This window comes from Pseudomonas sp. H3_E07 (genome assembly GCF_054668895.1).
Genome location: NZ_CP162795.1, coordinates 3,253,327 through 3,272,308, shown reverse-complemented (window position 1 = coordinate 3,272,308; position 18,982 = coordinate 3,253,327). Strand labels below are relative to the sequence as shown.

Annotated in this window: 18 protein-coding genes; 9 read left to right on the top strand and 9 right to left on the bottom strand. The window is 61.0% G+C overall.

From position 1 onward, the window contains the following. Positions 1 to 42: 42 nt before the first annotated feature. Positions 43 to 1,083: a threonine aldolase family protein gene (locus tag AB4O08_RS14880; protein ID WP_010207092.1), complete on the top strand. Its 1,041-nt coding sequence runs from the start codon at positions 43 to 45 to the stop codon at positions 1,081 to 1,083. A gap of 176 nt (positions 1,084 to 1,259) precedes the next feature. Next, positions 1,260 to 1,457 (top strand): hypothetical protein, encoded by a 198-nt coding sequence (locus tag AB4O08_RS14875; RefSeq protein WP_010207094.1) that lies wholly within the window; start codon positions 1,260 to 1,262, stop codon positions 1,455 to 1,457. Positions 1,458 to 1,652: 195 nt separating this feature from the next. Here the strand turns inward: AB4O08_RS14875 and gbcB are convergent, their stop codons facing one another. Further along, the gene (gene gbcB, locus AB4O08_RS14870) at positions 1,653 to 2,753 is read right to left on the bottom strand and encodes a glycine-betaine demethylase subunit GbcB (RefSeq protein WP_010207095.1); all 1,101 of its coding nucleotides are present in this window, start codon (positions 2,751 to 2,753) and stop codon (positions 1,653 to 1,655) included. A gap of 282 nt (positions 2,754 to 3,035) precedes the next feature. On the opposite strand from gbcB, the gene gbcA reads away from it, so the two are divergent. Continuing rightward, on the top strand, positions 3,036 to 4,331 hold the full coding sequence (gene gbcA, locus AB4O08_RS14865; RefSeq protein ID WP_010207096.1) for a glycine-betaine demethylase subunit GbcA: 1,296 nt from the start codon (positions 3,036 to 3,038) through the stop codon (positions 4,329 to 4,331). A gap of 771 nt (positions 4,332 to 5,102) precedes the next feature. Here the strand turns inward: gbcA and etfB are convergent. The 6 genes from etfB to AB4O08_RS14835 form a co-directional block, all read right to left on the bottom strand. Beyond that, positions 5,103 to 5,873 (bottom strand): electron transfer flavoprotein subunit beta, encoded by a 771-nt coding sequence (gene etfB / locus AB4O08_RS14860; RefSeq protein ID WP_010207097.1) that lies wholly within the window; start codon positions 5,871 to 5,873, stop codon positions 5,103 to 5,105. Positions 5,874 to 5,883: 10 nt separating this feature from the next. Further along, positions 5,884 to 7,104: an electron transfer flavoprotein subunit alpha gene (gene etfA, locus AB4O08_RS14855; RefSeq protein WP_021491301.1), complete on the bottom strand. Its 1,221-nt coding sequence runs from the start codon at positions 7,102 to 7,104 to the stop codon at positions 5,884 to 5,886. Then, a complete protein-coding gene (gene dgcB / locus AB4O08_RS14850) occupies positions 7,104 to 9,044 on the bottom strand; it encodes a dimethylglycine demethylation protein DgcB (RefSeq protein ID WP_042571446.1) in 1,941 nt (646 codons plus the stop codon). Before dgcB ends, etfA begins: the two co-directional genes overlap by 1 nt. A gap of 183 nt (positions 9,045 to 9,227) precedes the next feature. After that, on the bottom strand, positions 9,228 to 11,288 hold the full coding sequence (dgcA, locus tag AB4O08_RS14845; RefSeq protein WP_010207100.1) for a dimethylglycine demethylation protein DgcA: 2,061 nt from the start codon (positions 11,286 to 11,288) through the stop codon (positions 9,228 to 9,230). Between the two features lie 15 nt (positions 11,289 to 11,303). After that, positions 11,304 to 11,834, bottom strand: coding sequence for a DUF5943 domain-containing protein (locus AB4O08_RS14840; protein ID WP_016977793.1), 531 nt, complete (start codon positions 11,832 to 11,834; stop codon positions 11,304 to 11,306). A gap of 78 nt (positions 11,835 to 11,912) precedes the next feature. Continuing rightward, positions 11,913 to 12,890, bottom strand: a complete 978-nt coding sequence (locus AB4O08_RS14835; RefSeq protein WP_010207105.1) for a dipeptidase — start codon at positions 12,888 to 12,890, stop codon at positions 11,913 to 11,915. 219 nt (positions 12,891 to 13,109) lie between these two features. Here AB4O08_RS14835 and AB4O08_RS14830 point away from each other — a divergent pair, with 219 nt between their 5' ends. Continuing rightward, a complete protein-coding gene (locus AB4O08_RS14830) occupies positions 13,110 to 13,511 on the top strand; it encodes a lysozyme inhibitor LprI family protein (RefSeq protein WP_305469597.1) in 402 nt (133 codons plus the stop codon). Between the two features lie 41 nt (positions 13,512 to 13,552). Next, positions 13,553 to 13,969 (top strand): DUF3010 family protein, encoded by a 417-nt coding sequence (locus AB4O08_RS14825; protein ID WP_010207109.1) that lies wholly within the window; start codon positions 13,553 to 13,555, stop codon positions 13,967 to 13,969. 119 nt (positions 13,970 to 14,088) lie between these two features. Here AB4O08_RS14825 and AB4O08_RS14820 read toward each other — a convergent pair whose 3' ends face one another. Continuing rightward, positions 14,089 to 14,274: a hypothetical protein gene (locus AB4O08_RS14820; protein ID WP_044287996.1), complete on the bottom strand. Its 186-nt coding sequence runs from the start codon at positions 14,272 to 14,274 to the stop codon at positions 14,089 to 14,091. 31 nt (positions 14,275 to 14,305) lie between these two features. Further along, on the bottom strand, positions 14,306 to 15,250 hold the full coding sequence (locus AB4O08_RS14815; protein ID WP_010207111.1) for a GlxA family transcriptional regulator: 945 nt from the start codon (positions 15,248 to 15,250) through the stop codon (positions 14,306 to 14,308). A gap of 207 nt (positions 15,251 to 15,457) precedes the next feature. Between AB4O08_RS14815 and AB4O08_RS14810 the strand changes: the two genes are divergently transcribed. The 4 genes from AB4O08_RS14810 to AB4O08_RS14795 all read left to right on the top strand — a co-directional run bounded on the left by AB4O08_RS14810 (position 15,458) and on the right by AB4O08_RS14795 (position 18,962). Then, positions 15,458 to 16,402 carry a choline ABC transporter substrate-binding protein gene (locus AB4O08_RS14810; RefSeq protein ID WP_010207112.1) on the top strand — a complete coding sequence of 315 codons (945 nt, stop codon included), beginning with the start codon at positions 15,458 to 15,460 and terminating at the stop codon, positions 16,400 to 16,402. A 73-nt stretch (positions 16,403 to 16,475) separates the two neighbouring features. Next, the gene (locus AB4O08_RS14805; protein WP_010207113.1) at positions 16,476 to 17,363 is read left to right on the top strand and encodes a beta-keto acid cleavage family enzyme; all 888 of its coding nucleotides are present in this window, start codon (positions 16,476 to 16,478) and stop codon (positions 17,361 to 17,363) included. A 142-nt stretch (positions 17,364 to 17,505) separates the two neighbouring features. After that, positions 17,506 to 18,471: an L-carnitine dehydrogenase gene (locus tag AB4O08_RS14800; protein WP_044287998.1), complete on the top strand. Its 966-nt coding sequence runs from the start codon at positions 17,506 to 17,508 to the stop codon at positions 18,469 to 18,471. Between the two features lie 14 nt (positions 18,472 to 18,485). After that, the gene (locus AB4O08_RS14795; RefSeq protein WP_446238796.1) at positions 18,486 to 18,962 is read left to right on the top strand and encodes a thioesterase family protein; all 477 of its coding nucleotides are present in this window, start codon (positions 18,486 to 18,488) and stop codon (positions 18,960 to 18,962) included. Positions 18,963 to 18,982: the final 20 nt, after the last annotated feature.

Here is an 18,982-nt window from a genome sequence, read left to right as displayed (position 1 = left end):
CTTGGTTACAGTGCGCACCAACATCGACCACAGGAATGGGCCATGACCGACAAGAGCCAACAATTCGCCAGTGACAACTATTCGGGCATTTGCCCGGAAGCCTGGGCCGCCATGGAACAAGCCAATCAGGGCCATCAGCGCGCCTACGGCGATGATGAATGGACCCACCGTGCCGCCGACGGTTTCCGCAACCTGTTCGAAACCGACTGCGAAGTGTTCTTCGCCTTCAACGGCACCGCCGCCAACTCCCTGGCGCTGTCCTCGTTGTGCCAGAGTTACCATAGCGTGATTTGCTCGGAAACCGCCCACGTCGAAACCGACGAATGCGGCGCACCGGAGTTTTTCTCCAACGGTTCCAAGCTGCTCACCGCGCGCACCGAAAACGGCAAACTGACCCCGGAATCGATCCGCGAGATCGCCCTCAAGCGCCAGGATATTCACTACCCCAAGCCGCGCGTGGTCACCCTGACACAGGCCACCGAAGTCGGCAGCGTGTATACCCCGGATGAAATCCGCGCCATCAGCGCCACCTGCAAAGAGTTGGGCCTGAACCTGCACATGGACGGCGCACGCTTCTCCAACGCCTGCGCATTCCTTGGCTGCTCACCGGCGGACCTGACCTGGAAGGCCGGCGTGGACGTGCTGTGCTTTGGCGGCACCAAAAACGGCATGGCCGTGGGCGAAGCGATCCTGTTCTTCAACCATAAGCTGGCCGAAGACTTCGACTACCGCTGCAAACAGGCCGGCCAGTTGGCGTCGAAAATGCGCTTCCTCTCCGCCCCGTGGGTGGGCCTGCTGGAAAACGATGCCTGGCTCAAGCATGCACGCCACGCTAACCACTGTGCACAACTGCTAAGCAGCCTGGTGGCCGACATTCCCGGCGTGGAACTGATGTTCCCGGTGCAAGCCAATGGCGTGTTCCTGCAGCTCTCGGAACCGGCGATTGCGGCGTTGACCGCCAAGGGCTGGCGCTTCTACACGTTCATCGGCAAAGGCGGCGCACGCTTCATGTGTGCGTGGGATACCGAGGAAGAACGTGTAAGAGAATTGGCGGCGGATATTCGGAAAGTAATGGAAGCCTGAAACGACGGGCCCTTCAGGGCGTTTTCAGAGACTGTTTGTAGGTATTTCTGACAGTATCTATCTACCCCCTGCCTTGGTTAGGATTTCGTCACCCCGAACAAACGGACGCGTTTTTTCGGGGCTGACTGCCTGCCGAATATTCGGCTGGAAAGGGAAATCCTATAGAGGGCAACATCATGGAAATTCAACGCTACACGATTGACTCGCAACGCCGAGACGCCACCAGCGCCACACTCGTCAGCCTCGACGACCTGAGGAAGCTGGCGAATGTCGGCGACACCATCGTCGAGCCTTCCAGGCTCTTTACGGTCACCGGCAAAGAGTTCGAAATGACAGCATCCGGCGCGTACACCATCAACCTTTTCGTCCGCTAACCACTAAGGCTCGCGCCGCAGACTCATGACCTGCGACGCGGCACTGATGTGATTTCGCTCACAAGGCCTTCGGCTCTTGATGCTCTATTTCCCGGTGCCCTGGACGGCGGTCAACTGCATGTTCATCGCGGCCTGCGACCGCCACGGCGGAGCGCGCGGCGTCAACCGGGTCGGCGGCCAGCACTCTACTGAGGGTCAGAACTCGATGCGCACATCACCCTTCGGCACACTGCAGCACGACAGGATATAACCTTCGGCTTCGTCTTCCTCGGTGATGCCACCGTTGTGTTCCATCTCCACCTCACCGCCCAGCTTCATCACCTTGCAGGTGCCGCAGATGCCCATGCCGCAGGCTTTGGGGATCAACAGGCCAAGCTTGGCGGCTGCGGCATGCACGGTTTCGCCGGGGGCGACGCGAATGCTTTTGCCCGACGCAATGAACTCCACCTGGTGCAGATCCGCCAGGTCGATTTCCGGCGCGTCGGCGGCTTGTTCGGCTTGCTCCACCGCGTCCGCACGGGCTTCCGGCGGCGTGGCGCCAAACGATTCCTCGTGGTACCGCGTCATGTCGAACCCTGCCACTTCCAGCAGGCGTTTTACCGCGTTCATGTAAGGCGTAGGGCCGCAGCAGAACACTTCGCGCTCCAGGAAGTCCGGCACCATCAGTTCCAGCATCTTGTGGTTCAGGTAACCGCGATAACCCGCCCAAGGCTCACCCAAACCATGTTTCTCGCAGATCAGGTGCAGGCTGAAGTTGTCGATCCGCGACGCCATATGCTCCAGCTCGCGGTGGTAGATGATGTCCTTGGGCGAACGGGCGCTGTGGATAAACGTCATGTCGACGTTGGCGTTGGTGTCGTAGAACCAGCGCGCCATCGACATCACCGGCGTGATGCCCACGCCGCCGCTGAGGTACAGCACTTTCGGACTCGGGAAGTCGATGGCGTTGAACAAGCCCACCGGCCCGTGCACCGCCAACTCTTGCCCTTCATGAAGGGTATCGTGCAACCAGTTGGAAACCTTGCCGCCCGGCACGCGCTTGATGGTCACCGAGAAGCTGTAAGGCACCGAGGGCGAGCTGGAAATGGTGTAGGAGCGCATGATCGGCTGGCCGTCGATTTCCAGCTCCAGGGTGACGAATTGCCCTGGCTTGAAAAAGAACAGGATCGGCTGGTCGGCCATGAAACAGAAGGTGCGCACGTCCCAGGTTTCCTGGATGACTTTGACGCAACGGACAATGTGTCGACCATTGGCCCAGGTCTGGGTGGTTACCGGATTCAGGAAATTATTGGACATGTTGTTCTCCACCGCCGACATCGGCCTTATGGTGGCGATTCTGCGTAACGTCAGAACCACCCATTTACCTATCTGCGACATTCACATACTTATCGCGACCAGCCCCCAACGACCTAGGGTTGCGCGTCGGGAACAGATTGGGCCATGTCGCCCATGGATAAGGTTCGCCACATCGCCGGCCCCACACTCGCTCCCAACAACGACGCTTTCTTTACGCCTTGCAAAGCACCAACCGTAGCCACTATTCGCCGGCCACACAGAATGGCCATGAGGACACACACGATGGACGTCACCGCAACCTTAAGCTTGGGCGATCCGCTGGAACCCGCACGCAAGGCCACCGCGCAAATGCTGCAAGAGCGCGAGCGCACTTTCTCGCTGCCGCAGCCGTTTTACTCTGATGAGCGGTTGTTTGATATCGACATGCAGGAGATCTTCCAGAAAGAGTGGTTGATCGCCGGCATGACCTGCGAGATCCCGGCCAAGGGCAACTACCTGACCCTGCAAGTGGGCAAGAACCCGATCATCGTGATCCGTGGCGCCGAAGGCGTGGTGCATGCCTTCCACAACGTGTGCCGTCACCGTGGCTCGCGCTTGTGCACCAGCGACAAGGGCAAGGTCGCCAAACTGGTCTGCCACTACCACCAGTGGACCTACGAACTGGATGGCCGCCTGCTGTTCGCCGGCACCGAGATGGGCGCCGACTTCGACATGAAGCAGTACGGCCTCAAGCCAGTCAACGTGAAGACCGCCGGTGGCTACATCTTCATCAGCCTGTCGGAGAACCCGCCAGCCATCGATGACTTCCTGTCGACACTGAACCACTACATGGAACCCTACGACATGGAGAACACCAAGGTGGCGATTACCACCACCTTGATGGAGAAAGCCAACTGGAAGCTGGTGCTGGAAAACAACCGCGAGTGCTATCACTGCAACGCGTCGCACCCGGAACTGCTGAAAACCCTGCTGGAATGGGACGACGTCACCGACCCGCGCGCCGACCAGGCGTTCAAGGACCACGTGGCCGCCTCCGCCGCCGCCTGGGATGCCGAGAAGATCCCTTACGCCCACGCCAGCTTCGGCCTGCGTAACCGCATCGTGCGCATGCCGCTGCTCAAGGGCACCGTGTCGATGACTCTGGACGGCAAGCAGGGCTGCGCCAAACTCATGGGCCGCATCAAGAACCCGGACCTGGGCTCGATGCGCATCCTGCACCTGCCCCACTCCTGGAACCACTGCATGGGCGATCACATCATCGTGTTCACCGTGTGGCCGATCAGCGCTCAGGAAACCATGGTCACCACCAAGTGGCTGGTGCACAAGGACGCCGTGGAAGGCGTGGACTACGACGTGGACCGCATGCGCCAAGTGTGGGACGCCACCAACGACCAGGACCGTCGCCTGGCCGAAGAGAACCAGCGCGGGATCAACTCCACCGCTTACCAGCCAGGCCCGTATTCCAAGACCTATGAATTCGGCGTGGTGAACTTCGTGGACTGGTACAGCGAGCGCATGTTGAGCAACCTGGGGGCCGCTCCGGCGCCTTACCTCAAAGGCGTTGCGGCTCACGAGTAACCTTCCCCTCTGTAGGAGCCGGCAAGCCGGCTCCTATGTAGTGTTCAAATTTTAATCAAAACCTCTGAACCCCTCTCCTGACGTACCCTCCAGCCTTTACCCAACAACTTATCCACAGAGCCACCCACAGCAATTGTGGGCAAGTGCGCCTTCCACCCTAAATTAAATGAAGAAAATCCGTGACTTATTTGAGTACCGGGGTTTTGTCAGCGGTTGATCACTTATTGATCAAACCCCTGAAAGCGTTGTATTACGTGACGTGTAGAGGTACGCAAACACCTTATCCACAGAAGCACCAACAGACTTTGGGGGCAACTTGCACGACGCTGTGGAAAACCCCTTCAAAGCTTCATAAATCGCGGTTTCCAGAGATTCCGGTGAGTAAATACCCCTAATTGATCATATTTTGATCAGTCGATTGAAAGCCTTGATTAATAAGGGCTGCAGCCGATAGCGAACACGTTATCCACAGAAGCGCCAACAGAGTATGGGGGCAACTCTGTGCGGAAAAATGCTCGGACAGCGCAAAAAAACCGAGTAAAAACCGTCAGTTAGCCTGGTTGTTTTTCGTACAAAGGGCTGGAGGGCTTGATTGTAACGGGCTGTGGACAACCGCGAACAGGTTATCCACAGACGGGTCAACAGGGATTGTGGGTAATCCCACGGACAGTGCAAAACCAAGGTGGGAGCGGGCTTGCTCGCGAAGGCAGGTGTCAGCCAACACAGGCACTGGCACACCGCATTCGCGAGCAAGCCCGCTCCCACATTCGATCAGCGTACGACGCCTTCCTCGATCAACAGCTTGAGAATGGCCTCGGCGCCCGCTTCCGGGCTGAGCCCCTTGAGCACTTGACCACCGCCACCACTGGCCTTGGCCGTGGCGGCTTTCATGCGGTCAGCACCGCTCTTGGCTTTGATTACCTTGAGGCGCTTGGGGCGTGGCTTGGCCGGCTGCAGCACGGCGTCTGTGAATAACTCGTCTTGTTCGATTTCGACTTCGTGGGCCGCCAGCTCACCGCGCTGCGCCGGGCCGAAGGCACTCTGCCGAGGCTTGGGCGCGGCGTTATCCACCGTCGCCAGAAACGGTAGGCGTACCTTCAGGCGTCGTCGTTGCCCACGTGGCAGAGCTTGCAGCACATGGGCCACACCGCCGTCGATGGACTCGACCTGCGCCAGCCCGACAATCAAAGGCCAACCCAATTGCTCGGCGAGCAAAAACGGCAACATGCCCGAGCCTTCACCGGTTTCCGCCTGGCTGCCGGCGAGCACCACCTGGGCACCGGCGTCACGCAGGTATTCACTGAGCACCGGCAAGGCATCACTGCCCGCTGGCTGCTCCAGCACATGCAACTGCGGCAACCCCATGCCCAGGTAGCTGCGCAGGGTCGGCTCGCTGATGTCGCCCGCGTGTAGCACCTGCAACTTATCCCCAGCCATTTGCAGGCCAAGCTCCACCGCGCGCGCGTCTTGCTCGGCACGGCGTGGTCGCCCGGAGGTCGGGTGGGCGCCGATGGACACCAAGCTGATAACATTTGTGTTCATGCTCATATCCTCAAGCCGCGTCGCGCTTGGCGCCGTTGCGGTGGGCCTCGACCGCGACGATCAAGGCTTGCAGAATCGCGGCGCTTTCGCCGATCACCGACAGGTCGGCACGCTTGATCATGTCGCAACCGGGGTCGAGGTTGATCGCCACCACCTTGTCGCAGGCGCCGATGCCCTGCAGGTGCTGGATCGCCCCGGAAATGCCCACGGCCACATAGACCCGTGCCGTGACCCAGGTGCCGCTGGCGCCGACCTGGCGATCACGCGCCATATAGCCATCGTCCACCGCTACCCGCGACGCGCCTTCAGTGGCGCCCAGAGCCGCAGCGGTCTGGTGGAACAGGGCCCAGTCCTTCACGCCGTTACCGCCGGAGAAAATGAATTCCGCTTCGGCCATGGGAATCGCCGCCGGGTCTACCGCCACGGCACCTAGATCTTCGATCCGTGGCAGGCTGCGCGCCAGGGTTGTGGATAACTCCACGGGCAGTACTTCATGACGTGTCTCGCTGACCGGATCGGCACACTCGGCGGCCGCAAGGATCAGGCGTGGCAGCGGCCGGGCCAAATCTTCCTGGCCCGCACCGGCGCGACCGATACACGACTCGCCTTTGATCTGCCACACCCGCGTGGCCGGACGCTCCTTGAGGCTGGCAGCAAAACGCCGGCCCAGCTCGCCGCCACCGCTGCGGCTGTCCGGCAGCAGCCAATGGCGGGGGTTGAGCTGGTTATCCACAGCGCGCAAGCCCTGGACGCGTTGCTCCGGTGAATAACCGTCGAACTCATGGCCCTCCAGCACCAGCAGGCGATCAACGCCCGCTGTGGCAAAGGTGGTTTCTTTATGCTCGCCAAATACCACTGCCAACACTGCGCCGTCGTTGCCGGCGAGCTGCCGCGCCAGGCCGAGCAAGTCGCGGTCGTGACTGCTCAGGCGGCCGCCGACCATGTCCGGCACCACGTTGATGTAGAACGCCGGCGCCGGAACCTGGTGCAGCGGCAACTGCACCTCGACCGCCGCCGTACGCTTCGCCGCGCCGCCCTGCTGGGCGCCGCTGCGGTCGATACGCTTGATCCCGTTGGGGCCGATAAAACCAACGCCATGCACGTTCTTGCGGACAACGCCGTTGGGCCCCATCCAGCTGTGTTGCACGGGCTGCATCGCCGCATGCAGGGGATGAAGACGGTTACGGGCGATCCATTCGGCCCGTGGGTCGCGGCGGATAATGTCGCTCATCAATGCACCTCCGCAGGTTCGCGCTTGGATGGAACGTTGGCTGGCGCCTCTTCAAGCAATGCATCCGCCACCAGCTCGGCGATGTCTTTGATCAACGGGCGCGGCTCAACCACACCCTCGAGCATCGCGGTGCATTGCGGGCAACCCACGGCCACCAGTTCGGCGCCGGTTTCGCGGATGTCTTCCATGCGCATGTCGGGGATACGTTGCTTGCCGGGAATGTCGGTAATCGGCGCCCCGCCACCGCCGCCGCAGCAGCGTGAGCGGAAGCCCGAACGTTGCATCTCCTTGACCTCGATGCCCAGGGCTCGCAGCACCTGACGCGGCGCTTCGTACTCACCGTTGTAACGGCCCAGATAGCAAGGGTCGTGATAGGTCACGCTGCTGCCCTTGTGCTGGCCCAGGTTCAACGCGCCCTCATCGATCAGTTGCGCCATGAAGGTGCTGTGGTGCTGTACGCGATAATGACCGTTGAAGGCGCCGTACTCGTTCTTCAGTACATGAAAGCTGTGCGGGTCGCAGGTCACGATGCGCTTGAAGCTGTACTTGGCCAGGGTCTGGATGTTGCGTGTGGCCAACAACTGGAAAGTCGCTTCATCACCCAGGCGCCGCGCAACATCGCCGCTGTCGCGCTCCTCCAGGCCGAGTACCGCGAAGTCGACCTGGGCCGCTTTCAGCACTTTGACGAAGGCGCGCAGGGTACGTTGGTTACGCATGTCGAAGGCACCGTCACCGACCCAGAACAGTAGGTCGCAACTGCCTTTTTCGCTGAGCAGCGGCAGGTTCAAATCTGCCGCCCAGTTCAGGCGACCGCCCGGTGCGAAGCCGCCGGGGTTGTCGGTGGCGATCAGGTTTTCCAGGACTTCGGCGCCTTTGTTCGGGGTGGCGCCCTTTTCCAGGGTGAGGTGGCGGCGCATGTCGACGATGGCGTCCACGTGCTCGATCATCATCGGGCACTCTTCCACGCAGGCGCGGCAGGTGGTGCATGACCACAGGGTTTCGGCGTCCACCAGGCCGTTGACGATCGGCTGATGTGGGTTGCCGCTGTGCTCACCGATGGGTTTGCCAGGATAGGGGCTGCCGGCGAACTTGGCATCGGTGCCGCCCGCCAGGCCGACCACCATGTCCTGAATCAGCTTTTTTGGGTTCAGCGGCTGGCCGGCGGCGAAGGCTGGGCAGGCGGCTTCGCATTTACCGCACTGCACGCAGGCGTCGAAACCGAGCAGTTGGTTCCAGGTGAAGTCCTTGGGTTTTTCCACGCCCAGGGGCGCGCTTTTATCACTGAGGTCCAGCGGCTTCAAACCGGTGGAGCGGCCACCTCCGAAGCGCTCGGCACGGCGGTGCCAGGCCAGGTGCAGCGCACCGGCAAAGGCGTGTTTCATCGGGCCGCCCCAGGTCATGCCGAAGAACATTTCGGACACGCCCCACAGCACACCGACGCTGAGCAACGCCGCCAGCAGCCAGCCGCCAAAGTCCACCGGCAGAATTCCGGCCACCGGCAGCGTTACCAGGAAGAAGCTTACCGAGAACGCCATCAGGCTTTTCGGCAGGCGCATCCAGGGGCCCTTCGAAAGGCGTGAAGGCGGATTACGGCGACGCAGGTAAACAAAGGTGGCGCCGACAAACATCAGCACCGACGCCAGCAGCAAGGCATAGCCGAGGATGCGGTTCTGCAGGCCGAAACCATGGACCAGAATGGCGAGCAACGCCGACAGCACAAAACCCAGCGCGGTGGCGACGTGGGTATTGGCGATGTATTTGTCGCGAGCGACCACGTGGTGCAGGTCGACCATGTAGCGCTTTGGCATAGCCAACAGGCCGCCCAGCAGGTTGACCTTGGACGCGCGGCCACGGCGCCACATGTTCACTCGGCGCAGGGCACCGAGGACGGCAAGGCCCAGGGCGGCAAACAAGAGAATCGGAAGAAGGGTGTTCAACATGGTGAAGCTCCCAAAGACCACGCGGGTCCAGCATGGAAGCCGGATCATTGTGGGAGCTGGCTTGCCTGCGATGGCATCGCCTCGGTTTCACTCAAGACCGAGTCGCCTGCATCGCGGGCAAGCCCGGCTCCCACATTGATCAGCTCCCACATTTAGATCGAGTACACAGTGGTTCGGTGGTTTCTAGAAATCCTTGCACAAGCGCAGGGCGTCATAGATCGCAGCATGGGTGTTGCGCTGCGCCACACAGTCGCCAATGCGGAACAGCAAGTACCCATCACCCGCCTCGCTCAGGCAAGGCTGCGGCTTGATCGCGAACAAGGCTTCAACGTCGATCTGGCCTTTGTTGCGCGAGCCTTCCTTGAGCGCGTAGTAAATGGCTTCGTCCGGACGCACGCCGTTCTCCACCACCACCTGATCCACCACCCGCTCCTCTTTGGCGCCGGTGTATTCGTTCTCCAGTACCGCCACCAGCTTGTCGCCCTCGCGGTAGACCTTCTCCAGCATCATGTCGCCGGTCATGATCACTTCCTTGGGGTACATGCTGCGGTAGTAGGTCGGGAACGACGTACCGCCGATGGCCACGCCCGGCTTGATGTCATCGGTGACGATTTCCACCTGGCAGCCTTTGTCGGCCAGGAAGTCGGCCACCGACATGCCGGTGAACTCGCAGATGGTGTCGTAGACCAGCACGTTCTTGCCCGGCGCGACCTTGCCATCGAGCACATCCCAACTGCTGACCACCAAACCTTCGGCGGCGCCCCAGTGTTCGTTCTGCTCGATAAACGGATGCCCGCCGACGGCCAGCACCACCACGTCCGGACGCAGGTCCAGGATGGTCTCTGCATCGGCCGCGACACCCAGGCGCAGGTCGACTTTCAAACGCGCCAGCTCCAACTGGAACCAACGGGTGATGCCGGCAATCTGGTCACGCTGCGGCGCCTTGGACGCCGTGGTGATCTGCCCACCAATAAACTCTTTCTTCTCGAACAAGGTCACGTCATGGCCACGCTCGGCGGCCACGCGTGCAGCCTCCATCCCGGCCGGGCCGGCACCGACCACCACGACTTTGCGTTTCGCCCCGGTGGACTTCTCGATGATGTGCGGCACGCCCATGTATTCACGAGAGGTCGCGGCGTTCTGGATGCACAACACATCCAGGCCCTGGTACTGGCGGTCGATGCAGTAGTTGGCACCGACGCACTGCTTGATCTGGTCGATCTGGCCCATCTTGATCTTGGCGATCAAGTGCGGGTCGGCGATGTGTGCACGGGTCATGCCGACCATGTCCACATAACCGCCTTCCAGAATGCGCGTGGCCTGGTTCGGGTCCTTGATGTTCTGCGCGTGCAGCACCGGGACCTTGACCACTTCCTTGATACCGGCGGCCAAGTGCAGGAACGGCTCCGGTGGATAACTCATGTTGGGGATCACGTTGGCCAGGGTGTTGTGCGTATCGCAACCCGAGCCCACCACGCCGATGAAATCGAGCATGCCGGTGTCGTCGTAATACTTGGCGATCTGTTTCATGTCCTCGTGGGACAAGCCGTCCGGGTGGAACTCGTCACCGCACAGGCGCATGCCCACGCAGAAATCATCACCAACTTCGGCGCGTACGGCTTTCAGCACTTCCAGGCCGAACTTCATGCGGCCTTCAAAGGTGCCGCCCCACTCGTCGGTACGTTTGTTGACCCGCGGGCTCCAGAACTGGTCAATCATGTGCTGGTGCACGGCAGACAGTTCCACACCGTCCAGGCCACCGGCCTTGGCGCGGCGCGCGGCCTGGGCGTAGTTGCCGATCACACGCCAGATTTCTTCCGGCTCGATGGTCTTGCAGGTGGCACGGTGCACCGGCTCACGCACGCCCGACGGCGACATCAGCGTCGGCCAGTTAAAGCCGTCCCAGCGCGAGCGACGGCCCATGTGGGTAATCTGGATCATGATCTTGGCGCCATGCTTGTGCATGGCGTCGGCCAGGTTCTGGAAGTGCGGAATGATGCGGTCGGTGGACAGGTTGACCGAACTCCACCACTCCTGCGGGCTGTCGATGGCGACCACCGAGGAACCGCCGCAGATCGCCAGGCCGATACCGCCCTTGGCTTTCTCTTCGTAGTACTTCACATAGCGGTCGGTGGTCATCCCGCCGTCGGTCGCATACACCTCGGCGTGGGCGGTGCTGAGCACGCGGTTGCGGATGGTCAGTTTGCCGATCTGGATCGGCTGGAACATTGCTTCGAAAGCCATGGCACGGTCCTCGGCTTACAACGGCTTGACGGTGAACAGGCCGTCATCGTGGCCCTCTTCGGAGCCTCCGTAGACTTGTTCGGCGACAGTGCGGATCTGGCTGCCGCGTGCTTGCAGAATCTGGTCCATGGCACCGGCAAACCAGCCGGTGAACATGTAGTCCACTTTGCGCCCGACCTTGCCGTACACGTAGACGAACGCCGAGTGTTCCAGCTTGACGCTGGCGGTGCCTTTATCGAGGTCGATGTCCTGAATCTTGAACAGGCCCCAACCGCGCTGCGACAGGCGCTTCATGTAGTGCTCAAACACTGCGACGCCTTCCAGGCCATGGCATTCAGCTTCTTTCTCGCACCAGTGCCAGGCGGATTTGTAGCCGGCCTTGTAGAGGATCTCGGCATAGGCGTCGGCGCCCAGGACTTCTTCGATGCCGATGTGGTTATTGACGAAGAAATGGCGTGGCACGTACAGCATCGGCAAGGCGTCGGAGGTCCAGACACCGGTTTCGCTGTCGACTTCGATAGGCAATTGCGGGGCGATCTTGGCCATGGAAACTTAACTCCAGAAAAATTCTTGTTAATGCCCCCGGCGCGAACAACCGGGGGAAGAAGAGGCGTTGGCGGTGGGTTATTCGCCCCAGACGTCCTTGAGGACGTTGACCCAGTTCTCGCCCATGATCTTGCGTACCACGCGCTCGGGGTGGCCGCGCTTGAGCAGGGTCTCGGTGAGGTTGGGGAATTCGCCCACGGTGCGGATGCCCAGCGGGTTGATGATCTTGCCGAAGCTGGTCAGACGGCGGGCGTAGCCTTTGTCATGGGTCAGCATTTCGAAGAAATCCTGGCCATGGCCTTGGGTGAAGTCAGTGCCGATGCCGATGGCGTCTTCGCCGACGATGTTCATGGTGTACTCAATGGCTTCGGCGTAGTCGTCGATGGTCGAATCGATGCCCTTGGCCAGGAACGGCGCGAACATGGTCACACCGACAAAGCCGCCGTGGTCGGCGATGAACTTGAGTTCTTCATCGGACTTGTTGCGCGGGTGCTCTTTAAGCCCGGACGGCAGGCAGTGGGAGTAGCACACCGGCTTTTTCGATTCGAGGATGACTTCTTCGGAAGTCTTGGAACCTACGTGGGACAGGTCGCACATGATGCCGACGCGGTTCATCTCAGCAACGATTTCACGGCCGAAACCCGACAGGCCGCCATCGCGCTCGTAGCAACCGGTGCCAACCAGGTTCTGGGTGTTGTAGCACATCTGCACCACACCGACGCCGAGCTGCTTGAAGATCTCGACATAGCCCAGTTGGTCTTCGAAGGCATGGGCGTTCTGGAAACCGAAAATGATGCCGGTCTTGCCTTGTTCCTTGGCCTTGCGGATGTCAGCGGTGGTTTTCACCGGGATCACCAGGTCGCTGTTTTCACGGATCAGGGTCTGGCTGGCCACGATGTTATTGATAGTGGCCTGAAACCCTTCCCACACCGACACGGTGCAGTTGGCGGCGGTGAGGCCCCCTTTGCGCATGTCCTCGAACAGGTCGCGGTTCCACTTGGCAATAATCAGCCCGTCGATAACGATGCTGTCGGCGTGCAATTCGGCTGGGCTCATCAGGCGTCCCCTTATTGGCGATTCATGCGCCGAATCGTCTGCCGGCGCTTTGGGGCCAGCATATGCCCAGGGGCCGACAGAGCCGGGTGCAAAAACGACAGGGGAATTGCCGAAAGCGTCAATCCGCGACAAAGGCTGTTGTGAGAGGCCTGACTGGCGACTGTTCTTTGTCTTACGCTTGAGCCAGAATTCCCGCATCACCTGATATGAGACGGCGCAATGAAATCGATTTTCCTGGCTTTGGCACTCATCGCAACCGGCGTTCACGCAGCCGAAGACACCGACAGCACGCCGTGCGACGGCATCGAAAACGACAAGCAAACCCTGGAATGCGCCTCTTACAACAAAACCACCGCTGAACAACTGCTCAAGGATAACTATCAGGGCCTGCTGGAACGCATGGCTTCGACCTATGGCAGCGACAAGACCAAGCTGGCGGACATTACCGCTCGTCTGAAGGATGCCCAGCAGAAGTGGGAAAAATTGCGCGACGCTGATTGCGCGGTGGACACCTTCCCAGCGGTAAACGGCACCAAGGCGTACGCGATTGCGCACAATGATTGTTTGGCACGGATGAGTGATGAGCGGTCGGAGTTTTTGGAGTCGATTGGCCAGGAATAAGCGACAATCCTCGCCACTTTCTCTCCGAACCAAGGCTATTCATGAAGACTTGCGGCATCGAAATCAAAGGCAGCGAAGCCATCATCGCCGTCGCCTCCCTGGACAACCAGGTGTTGACCCACGTCGCTCTGGCCACGAAAAAAATCGCCCTTGAAGACGACGATGAAGCGGCCAACGTCAAAGCCTTCGCCGCTCAGGTGAGGGCGTTTGTGCAGGCAAACGCCATCGAACGTATCGCGATCAAGAAGCGCAGCAAGAAAGGTGAATTCGCCGGTGGCCCGACCACGTTCAAGATTGAAGGGGTGTTTCAGTTGCTGGAGGGTGTTGAGGTGACGCTGTTGTCGCCACAGACCCTCAATGCGCAGAACAAGAAGCACAACTTTGATCTGCCGGCGACGCTGAACAAGTATCAGCATGAGGCGTATAAAGCAGCGTGTTCGGCGCTGGTCAAGAAGTAAGCCACGCATCAATCAGGGTGGGAGCGGGCCGCGCGAAGGCAGTGTGTCGGTATCAGAAGTGCTGACTGACACGCCGCCTTCACGAGCAAGCCCGCTCCCACATTTGATCTCTGTGTTCTTCAGGCCGCTGCACGCTGGGGAATGGTGAGGGCGTTCCAGGCACTTTCGAATTCGGTCCACACGCCGGCGCGCAGCAGTTGGCCCAGATTGCTCGTTTCCCCCAGCTCCAATGCCACCTCACCAAGGAGGGTGCGCAACATTTCCGGGCGACGGCCCACCAGATTATGAAAAGAACTGTAAATCATAGTCGCGAATACAATTAACTATAATCAGCCGTCAAACCACCTCCCGCCGCCGATCCTCCCTTGGGCATTTTGCAAACCGTGCCCGATAACTGCGGGTGAAATACGACGGCGATTCAAACCCGCACGCAATACTCACTTCCAGCACGCTCATGTCGCTCTGACGCAGCAGTTGCCGGGCTTTTTCCAGGCGCAGGCCGAGGTAGAAGTTACTCGGCGTGTCGTTCAGGTGCAGGCGAAACAGGCGCTCCAGCTGACGGCGCGTCACTTTGATCGCCTCGGCCAGGGCCAATGTGCTCAGGGGCGGCTCGGTGTGCTGCTCCATCTCGCCGATCACTTGCACCAGCTTTTTGTTGTTGATGCCATAACGCGTGGCGATCTGCATGCGTTGGTGGTCTTTGCGTGGGCGGATGCGGCCGAGCACAAATTGCTCGGAGACCTGGATCGCCAGCTCAGGGCCGTGGGCCTGGGCGATCAGGTCGAGCATCAGGTCGATGGAGGCCGTACCGCCGGCGCAGGTGATGCGGCGGCGGTCGATCTCGAACAGTTCCTGGGTCACGGTGAGCTGTGGATAAGCTTCCTTGAAGGCGTCGATGGCTTCCCAGTGCAGGGTCAGGCGATGACCGTCGAGCAGGCCCGCTTCAGCCAGCACACAGGCGCCAGTGTCGATGGCACCGAGGGTCACGCCCTCGTGGTCGAGGCGGCGCAGCCAATGTTCCAGCGCAGGGGTCGCGAACTGCAGCGGTTCGAAACCCGCCACCACCAGCAATGTGGCGCCTTTCTTCAACGGTTCCAGCGCCGCATCGGCGTTGACTGACATGCCATTGCTCGCCAGCACCGCGCCGCCATCGGCACTCAACACATGCCAACGGTACAGCTCGCCGCGAAAGCGGTTGGCCACCCGCAGGGGTTCCAGCGCGGAGATAAAGCCGATGGCCGAGAAGCCTGGCATCAGCAGAAAGTAGAAATCCTGGGACATGGTGGCGCTCTCGTCGGACGGGCAGCGTGGCACTGTGATACTCCCGTTCTCGGGTGGATTCAAGGGGGCAGGTCGCTGCAGTGCAAGAGCTGGTCGCCGCCGTGCGCTTTGTCCCCTCCAAAGCTACGTAACTTAAACCCGCAACATCAGCCTCACGGCGCATAAAGACGCCGGCCCCCACAATAACGACCTGCCGAGGGATCCACCATGAACCGACTGATCAGCCGCTGTGTGCTTGCACTCAGCGCCAGCGCCATCTTGAGCACGAACGTACTGGCTGCCGACGCGGCATCCTGCCAGAACGTGCGCATGGGCGTGGTGAACTGGACCGACGTAATCGCCACCAGCGCCATGACCCAAGTGTTGCTCGACGGCCTCGGCTACAAGACCAAACAGACCAGCGCCTCCCAGCAAATCATCTTCGCTGGCATCCGCGACCAGCGCCTGGACTTGTTCCTGGGTTACTGGAACCCGCTGATGACCCAGACCATCACACCGTTCGTCGACGCCAAGCAAGTCAAGGTCCTCGACAAACCCAGCCTGGAAGACGCCCGCGCCACCCTCGCCGTGCCGACTTATCTGGCAGACAAGGGCCTGAAAACCTTCGCCGACATCGCCAAGTTCGAGAAAGAACTGGGCGGCAAGATTTACGGCATCGAGCCAGGCTCAGGCGCCAACACCCAGATCAAGGCAATGATCGCCAAGAACCAGTTCGGCCTGGGCAAGTTCCAACTGGTGGAGTCCAGTGAAGCCGGCATGCTCGCCGCCGTCGACCGTGCGGTCCGCCGCAAGGAAGCCGTGGTGTTCTTCGGCTGGGCGCCGCACCCGATGAACGTCAACGTCGCCATGACCTACCTCACCGGCAGCGACGACGCCCTCGGCCCGAACGAAGGCATGGCTACCGTGTGGAGCGTCACCGCGCCGAACTACGCCGAGCAGTGCCCCAACGTGCACAAACTGCTGACCAATCTCACCTTCACCGCCGCCGACGAGAGCCGGATGATGCAGCCACTGCTGGATCACAAGGACGCCATCGAGTCTGCCAAGCAGTGGCTCAAGGATCACCCGCAAGACCAGGCGCGCTGGCTGGAAGGGGTGACCACCTTCGACGGCAAGCCGGCAGCGGCCAACCTGAAATTGACCAGCAAGTAAGCCCATTTCAATCACCGTTTCGCGGCCACTTTCGACCGCGAACGGCACCACTATGCCTGTAAGGAACCGCCTCATGAACCACGACGTCATCATCACCTGCGCACTCACCGGTGCTGGCGACACGACCAGCCGAAGCCCACACGTGCCGGTCACCCCCAAACAAATCGCCGCCGCCGCGGTGGAAGCCGCCAAGGCAGGCGCCACGGTTGTGCACTGCCATGTGCGTGACCCTGAAACCGGCAAGTTCAGCCGCGACGTCGCCTTGTACCGCGAGGTGATGGAGCGCATCCGTGAGGCCGACATCGACATCATCGTCAACCTCACCGCCGGCATGGGCGGCGACCTGGAGATCGGCGGCGGCGAGAACCCGATGGCGTTCGGCCCCAACACTGACCTGGTCGGCCCCTTGACTCGACTGGCCCACGTCGAAGAGCTGCTGCCGGAAATCTGCACGCTGGACTGCGGCACCCTGAACTTCGGCGATGGCGACACCATTTACGTTTCTACCCCGGCACAACTGCGGGCCGGCGCCAAGCGCATCCAGGAACTGGGCGTGAAAGCCGAGCTGGAAATCTTCGACACCGGTCACCTGTGGTTCGCCAAGCAGATGATCAAGGAAGGCCTGCTGGACGACCCACTGTTCCAACTGTGCCTGGGCATCCCATGGGGCGCGCCGGCCGACACCACCACCATGAAAGCCATGGTCGACAACCTGCCCGCCGACGCCGTGTGGGCCGGCTTCGGCATCGGTCGCATGCAAATGCCAATGGCGGCGCAAGCGGTGCTGCTGGGCGGCAACGTGCGGGTCGGTCTGGAAGACAACCTGTGGCTGGACAAAGGCGTGCTCGCCACCAACGGCCAGTTGGTGGAGCGGGCAAGTGAAATTCTCAGCCGCCTGGGCGCACGGGTCATGACCCCGGCCGAGGGCCGCGTGAAGATGGGCCTGACCAAACGCGGCTGACTTCCAAACACCCCACAACCCTGTGGGAGCCGGGCTTGCCCGCGATTGCGGTACGTCAGCCACCAAATGCACCAACTGACACACCGCTATCGCAGGCAAGCCAGCTCCCACCGGTGATCACCGAACTCTTTAGGAATTTGCCATGCGCTTTATCACTGAAATCAAAACCTTCGCCGCCCTCGGCAGCGGTGTTATCGGCAGCGGCTGGGTGTCCCGCGCCCTGGCCCATGGCCTGGATGTGATCGCCTGGGACCCGGCGCCCGGTGCCGAAGCCGCGCTGCGCAAACGTGTTGCCAACGCCTGGGGCGCCTTGGAAAAACAAGGCCTGGCGCCGGGTGCATCCCAGGACCGCTTGCGCTTTGTCGCCACCATTGAAGAGTGTGTGAAAGACGCTGACTTCATCCAGGAAAGCGCCCCGGAACGCCTGGAACTGAAACTCGACCTGCACAGCAAGATCAGCGCCGCCGCCAAGCCGAATGCGTTGATTGGGTCGAGCACGTCCGGCCTGTTGCCAAGCGAGTTCTACGAGGGCTCGACCCATCCTGAGCGGTGCGTGGTCGGCCATCCGTTCAACCCGGTTTACCTGCTGCCGCTGGTGGAAGTGGTCGGCGGCAAGAACACTGCGCCGGAGGCCGTTCAAGCGGCGATCAAGGTGTACGAATCCCTCGGCATGCGCCCACTGCATGTGCGCAAGGAAGTCCCGGGCTTTATCGCCGATCGCCTGCTCGAAGCCCTCTGGCGTGAGGCCCTGCACCTGGTCAATGACGGCGTCGCCACCACCGGCGAAATTGACGACGCCATCCGCTTTGGCGCGGGCCTGCGCTGGTCGTTCATGGGCACTTTCCTGACCTACACCCTGGCAGGCGGCGACGCAGGCATGCGCCACTTCATGGCGCAATTCGGCCCGGCGCTGCAATTGCCGTGGACCTACCTGCCAGCGCCGGAGTTGACCGACAAGCTGATCGACGATGTGGTCGACGGCACCAGCGATCAACTGGGCAAACACAGCATTTCGGCGCTGGAGCGCTATCGTGATGACTGCCTGCTGGCGGTGCTGGAGGCGGTGAAAACCACCAAAGCCAAGCACGGCATGACCTTCGCCGAATAAGGGAAAATCCTGACATGCCCGCACTGACCACCTACACCACCCAGGTCCACCCCGACTGGGTGGACTACAACGGCCATCTGCGCGACGCGTTCTATCTGCTGATCTTCAGCTACGCCACCGACGCGCTGATGGACACCCTGGGGCTGGACAGTGAAAACCGCGAAACCAGCGGCCACTCACTGTTCACCCTGGAGTTGCACCTCAACTACCTGCACGAAGTGAAGCTGGGTGCCGACGTGGAGGTGCATACCCAACTCATCGCCCACGACGCCAAGCGCCTGCACCTCTATCACAGCCTGCACCTGGTTGGGGATGAAAAGGAACTGGCGGGCAACGAGCAGATGTTGTTGCACGTTGATCTGGCCGGTCCACATTCGGCGCCGTTCACCGAGTCCACACTGGAAAAACTCAAGGCTATCAGCGCGGAGCAGGCTGACCTGCCGCGCCCCGCCCTGCTTGGCCGAGTGATTGGACTACCGCTGAAAAAATAGCCACTGAAAATACCCTTAGG

What these genes read in the sequence shown, in the direction of transcription:
- AB4O08_RS14880 (WP_010207092.1), top strand. Translation starts at nt 43, where the DNA reads ATGACCGACAAGAGCCAACAATTCGCCAGTGACAACTATTCGGGCATT.
- gbcA (WP_010207096.1), top strand. Translation starts at nt 3,036, where the DNA reads ATGGACGTCACCGCAACCTTAAGCTTGGGCGATCCGCTGGAACCCGCA.
- etfB (WP_010207097.1), bottom strand. Translation starts at nt 5,873, where the DNA reads ATGAACACAAATGTTATCAGCTTGGTGTCCATCGGCGCCCACCCGACC.
- AB4O08_RS14810 (WP_010207112.1), top strand. Translation starts at nt 15,458, where the DNA reads ATGAACCGACTGATCAGCCGCTGTGTGCTTGCACTCAGCGCCAGCGCC.
- AB4O08_RS14840 (WP_016977793.1), bottom strand. Translation starts at nt 11,834, where the DNA reads ATGGCCAAGATCGCCCCGCAATTGCCTATCGAAGTCGACAGCGAAACC.
- AB4O08_RS14795 (WP_446238796.1), top strand. Translation starts at nt 18,486, where the DNA reads ATGCCCGCACTGACCACCTACACCACCCAGGTCCACCCCGACTGGGTG.
- AB4O08_RS14800 (WP_044287998.1), top strand. Translation starts at nt 17,506, where the DNA reads ATGCGCTTTATCACTGAAATCAAAACCTTCGCCGCCCTCGGCAGCGGT.
- AB4O08_RS14830 (WP_305469597.1), top strand. Translation starts at nt 13,110, where the DNA reads ATGAAATCGATTTTCCTGGCTTTGGCACTCATCGCAACCGGCGTTCAC.
- AB4O08_RS14825 (WP_010207109.1), top strand. Translation starts at nt 13,553, where the DNA reads ATGAAGACTTGCGGCATCGAAATCAAAGGCAGCGAAGCCATCATCGCC.
- dgcB (WP_042571446.1), bottom strand. Translation starts at nt 9,044, where the DNA reads ATGTTGAACACCCTTCTTCCGATTCTCTTGTTTGCCGCCCTGGGCCTT.
- etfA (WP_021491301.1), bottom strand. Translation starts at nt 7,104, where the DNA reads ATGAGCGACATTATCCGCCGCGACCCACGGGCCGAATGGATCGCCCGT.
- dgcA (WP_010207100.1), bottom strand. Translation starts at nt 11,288, where the DNA reads ATGGCTTTCGAAGCAATGTTCCAGCCGATCCAGATCGGCAAACTGACC.
- gbcB (WP_010207095.1), bottom strand. Translation starts at nt 2,753, where the DNA reads ATGTCCAATAATTTCCTGAATCCGGTAACCACCCAGACCTGGGCCAAT.
- AB4O08_RS14875 (WP_010207094.1), top strand. Translation starts at nt 1,260, where the DNA reads ATGGAAATTCAACGCTACACGATTGACTCGCAACGCCGAGACGCCACC.
- AB4O08_RS14805 (WP_010207113.1), top strand. Translation starts at nt 16,476, where the DNA reads ATGAACCACGACGTCATCATCACCTGCGCACTCACCGGTGCTGGCGAC.
- AB4O08_RS14820 (WP_044287996.1), bottom strand. Translation starts at nt 14,274, where the DNA reads ATGATTTACAGTTCTTTTCATAATCTGGTGGGCCGTCGCCCGGAAATG.
- AB4O08_RS14835 (WP_010207105.1), bottom strand. Translation starts at nt 12,890, where the DNA reads ATGAGCCCAGCCGAATTGCACGCCGACAGCATCGTTATCGACGGGCTG.
- AB4O08_RS14815 (WP_010207111.1), bottom strand. Translation starts at nt 15,250, where the DNA reads ATGTCCCAGGATTTCTACTTTCTGCTGATGCCAGGCTTCTCGGCCATC.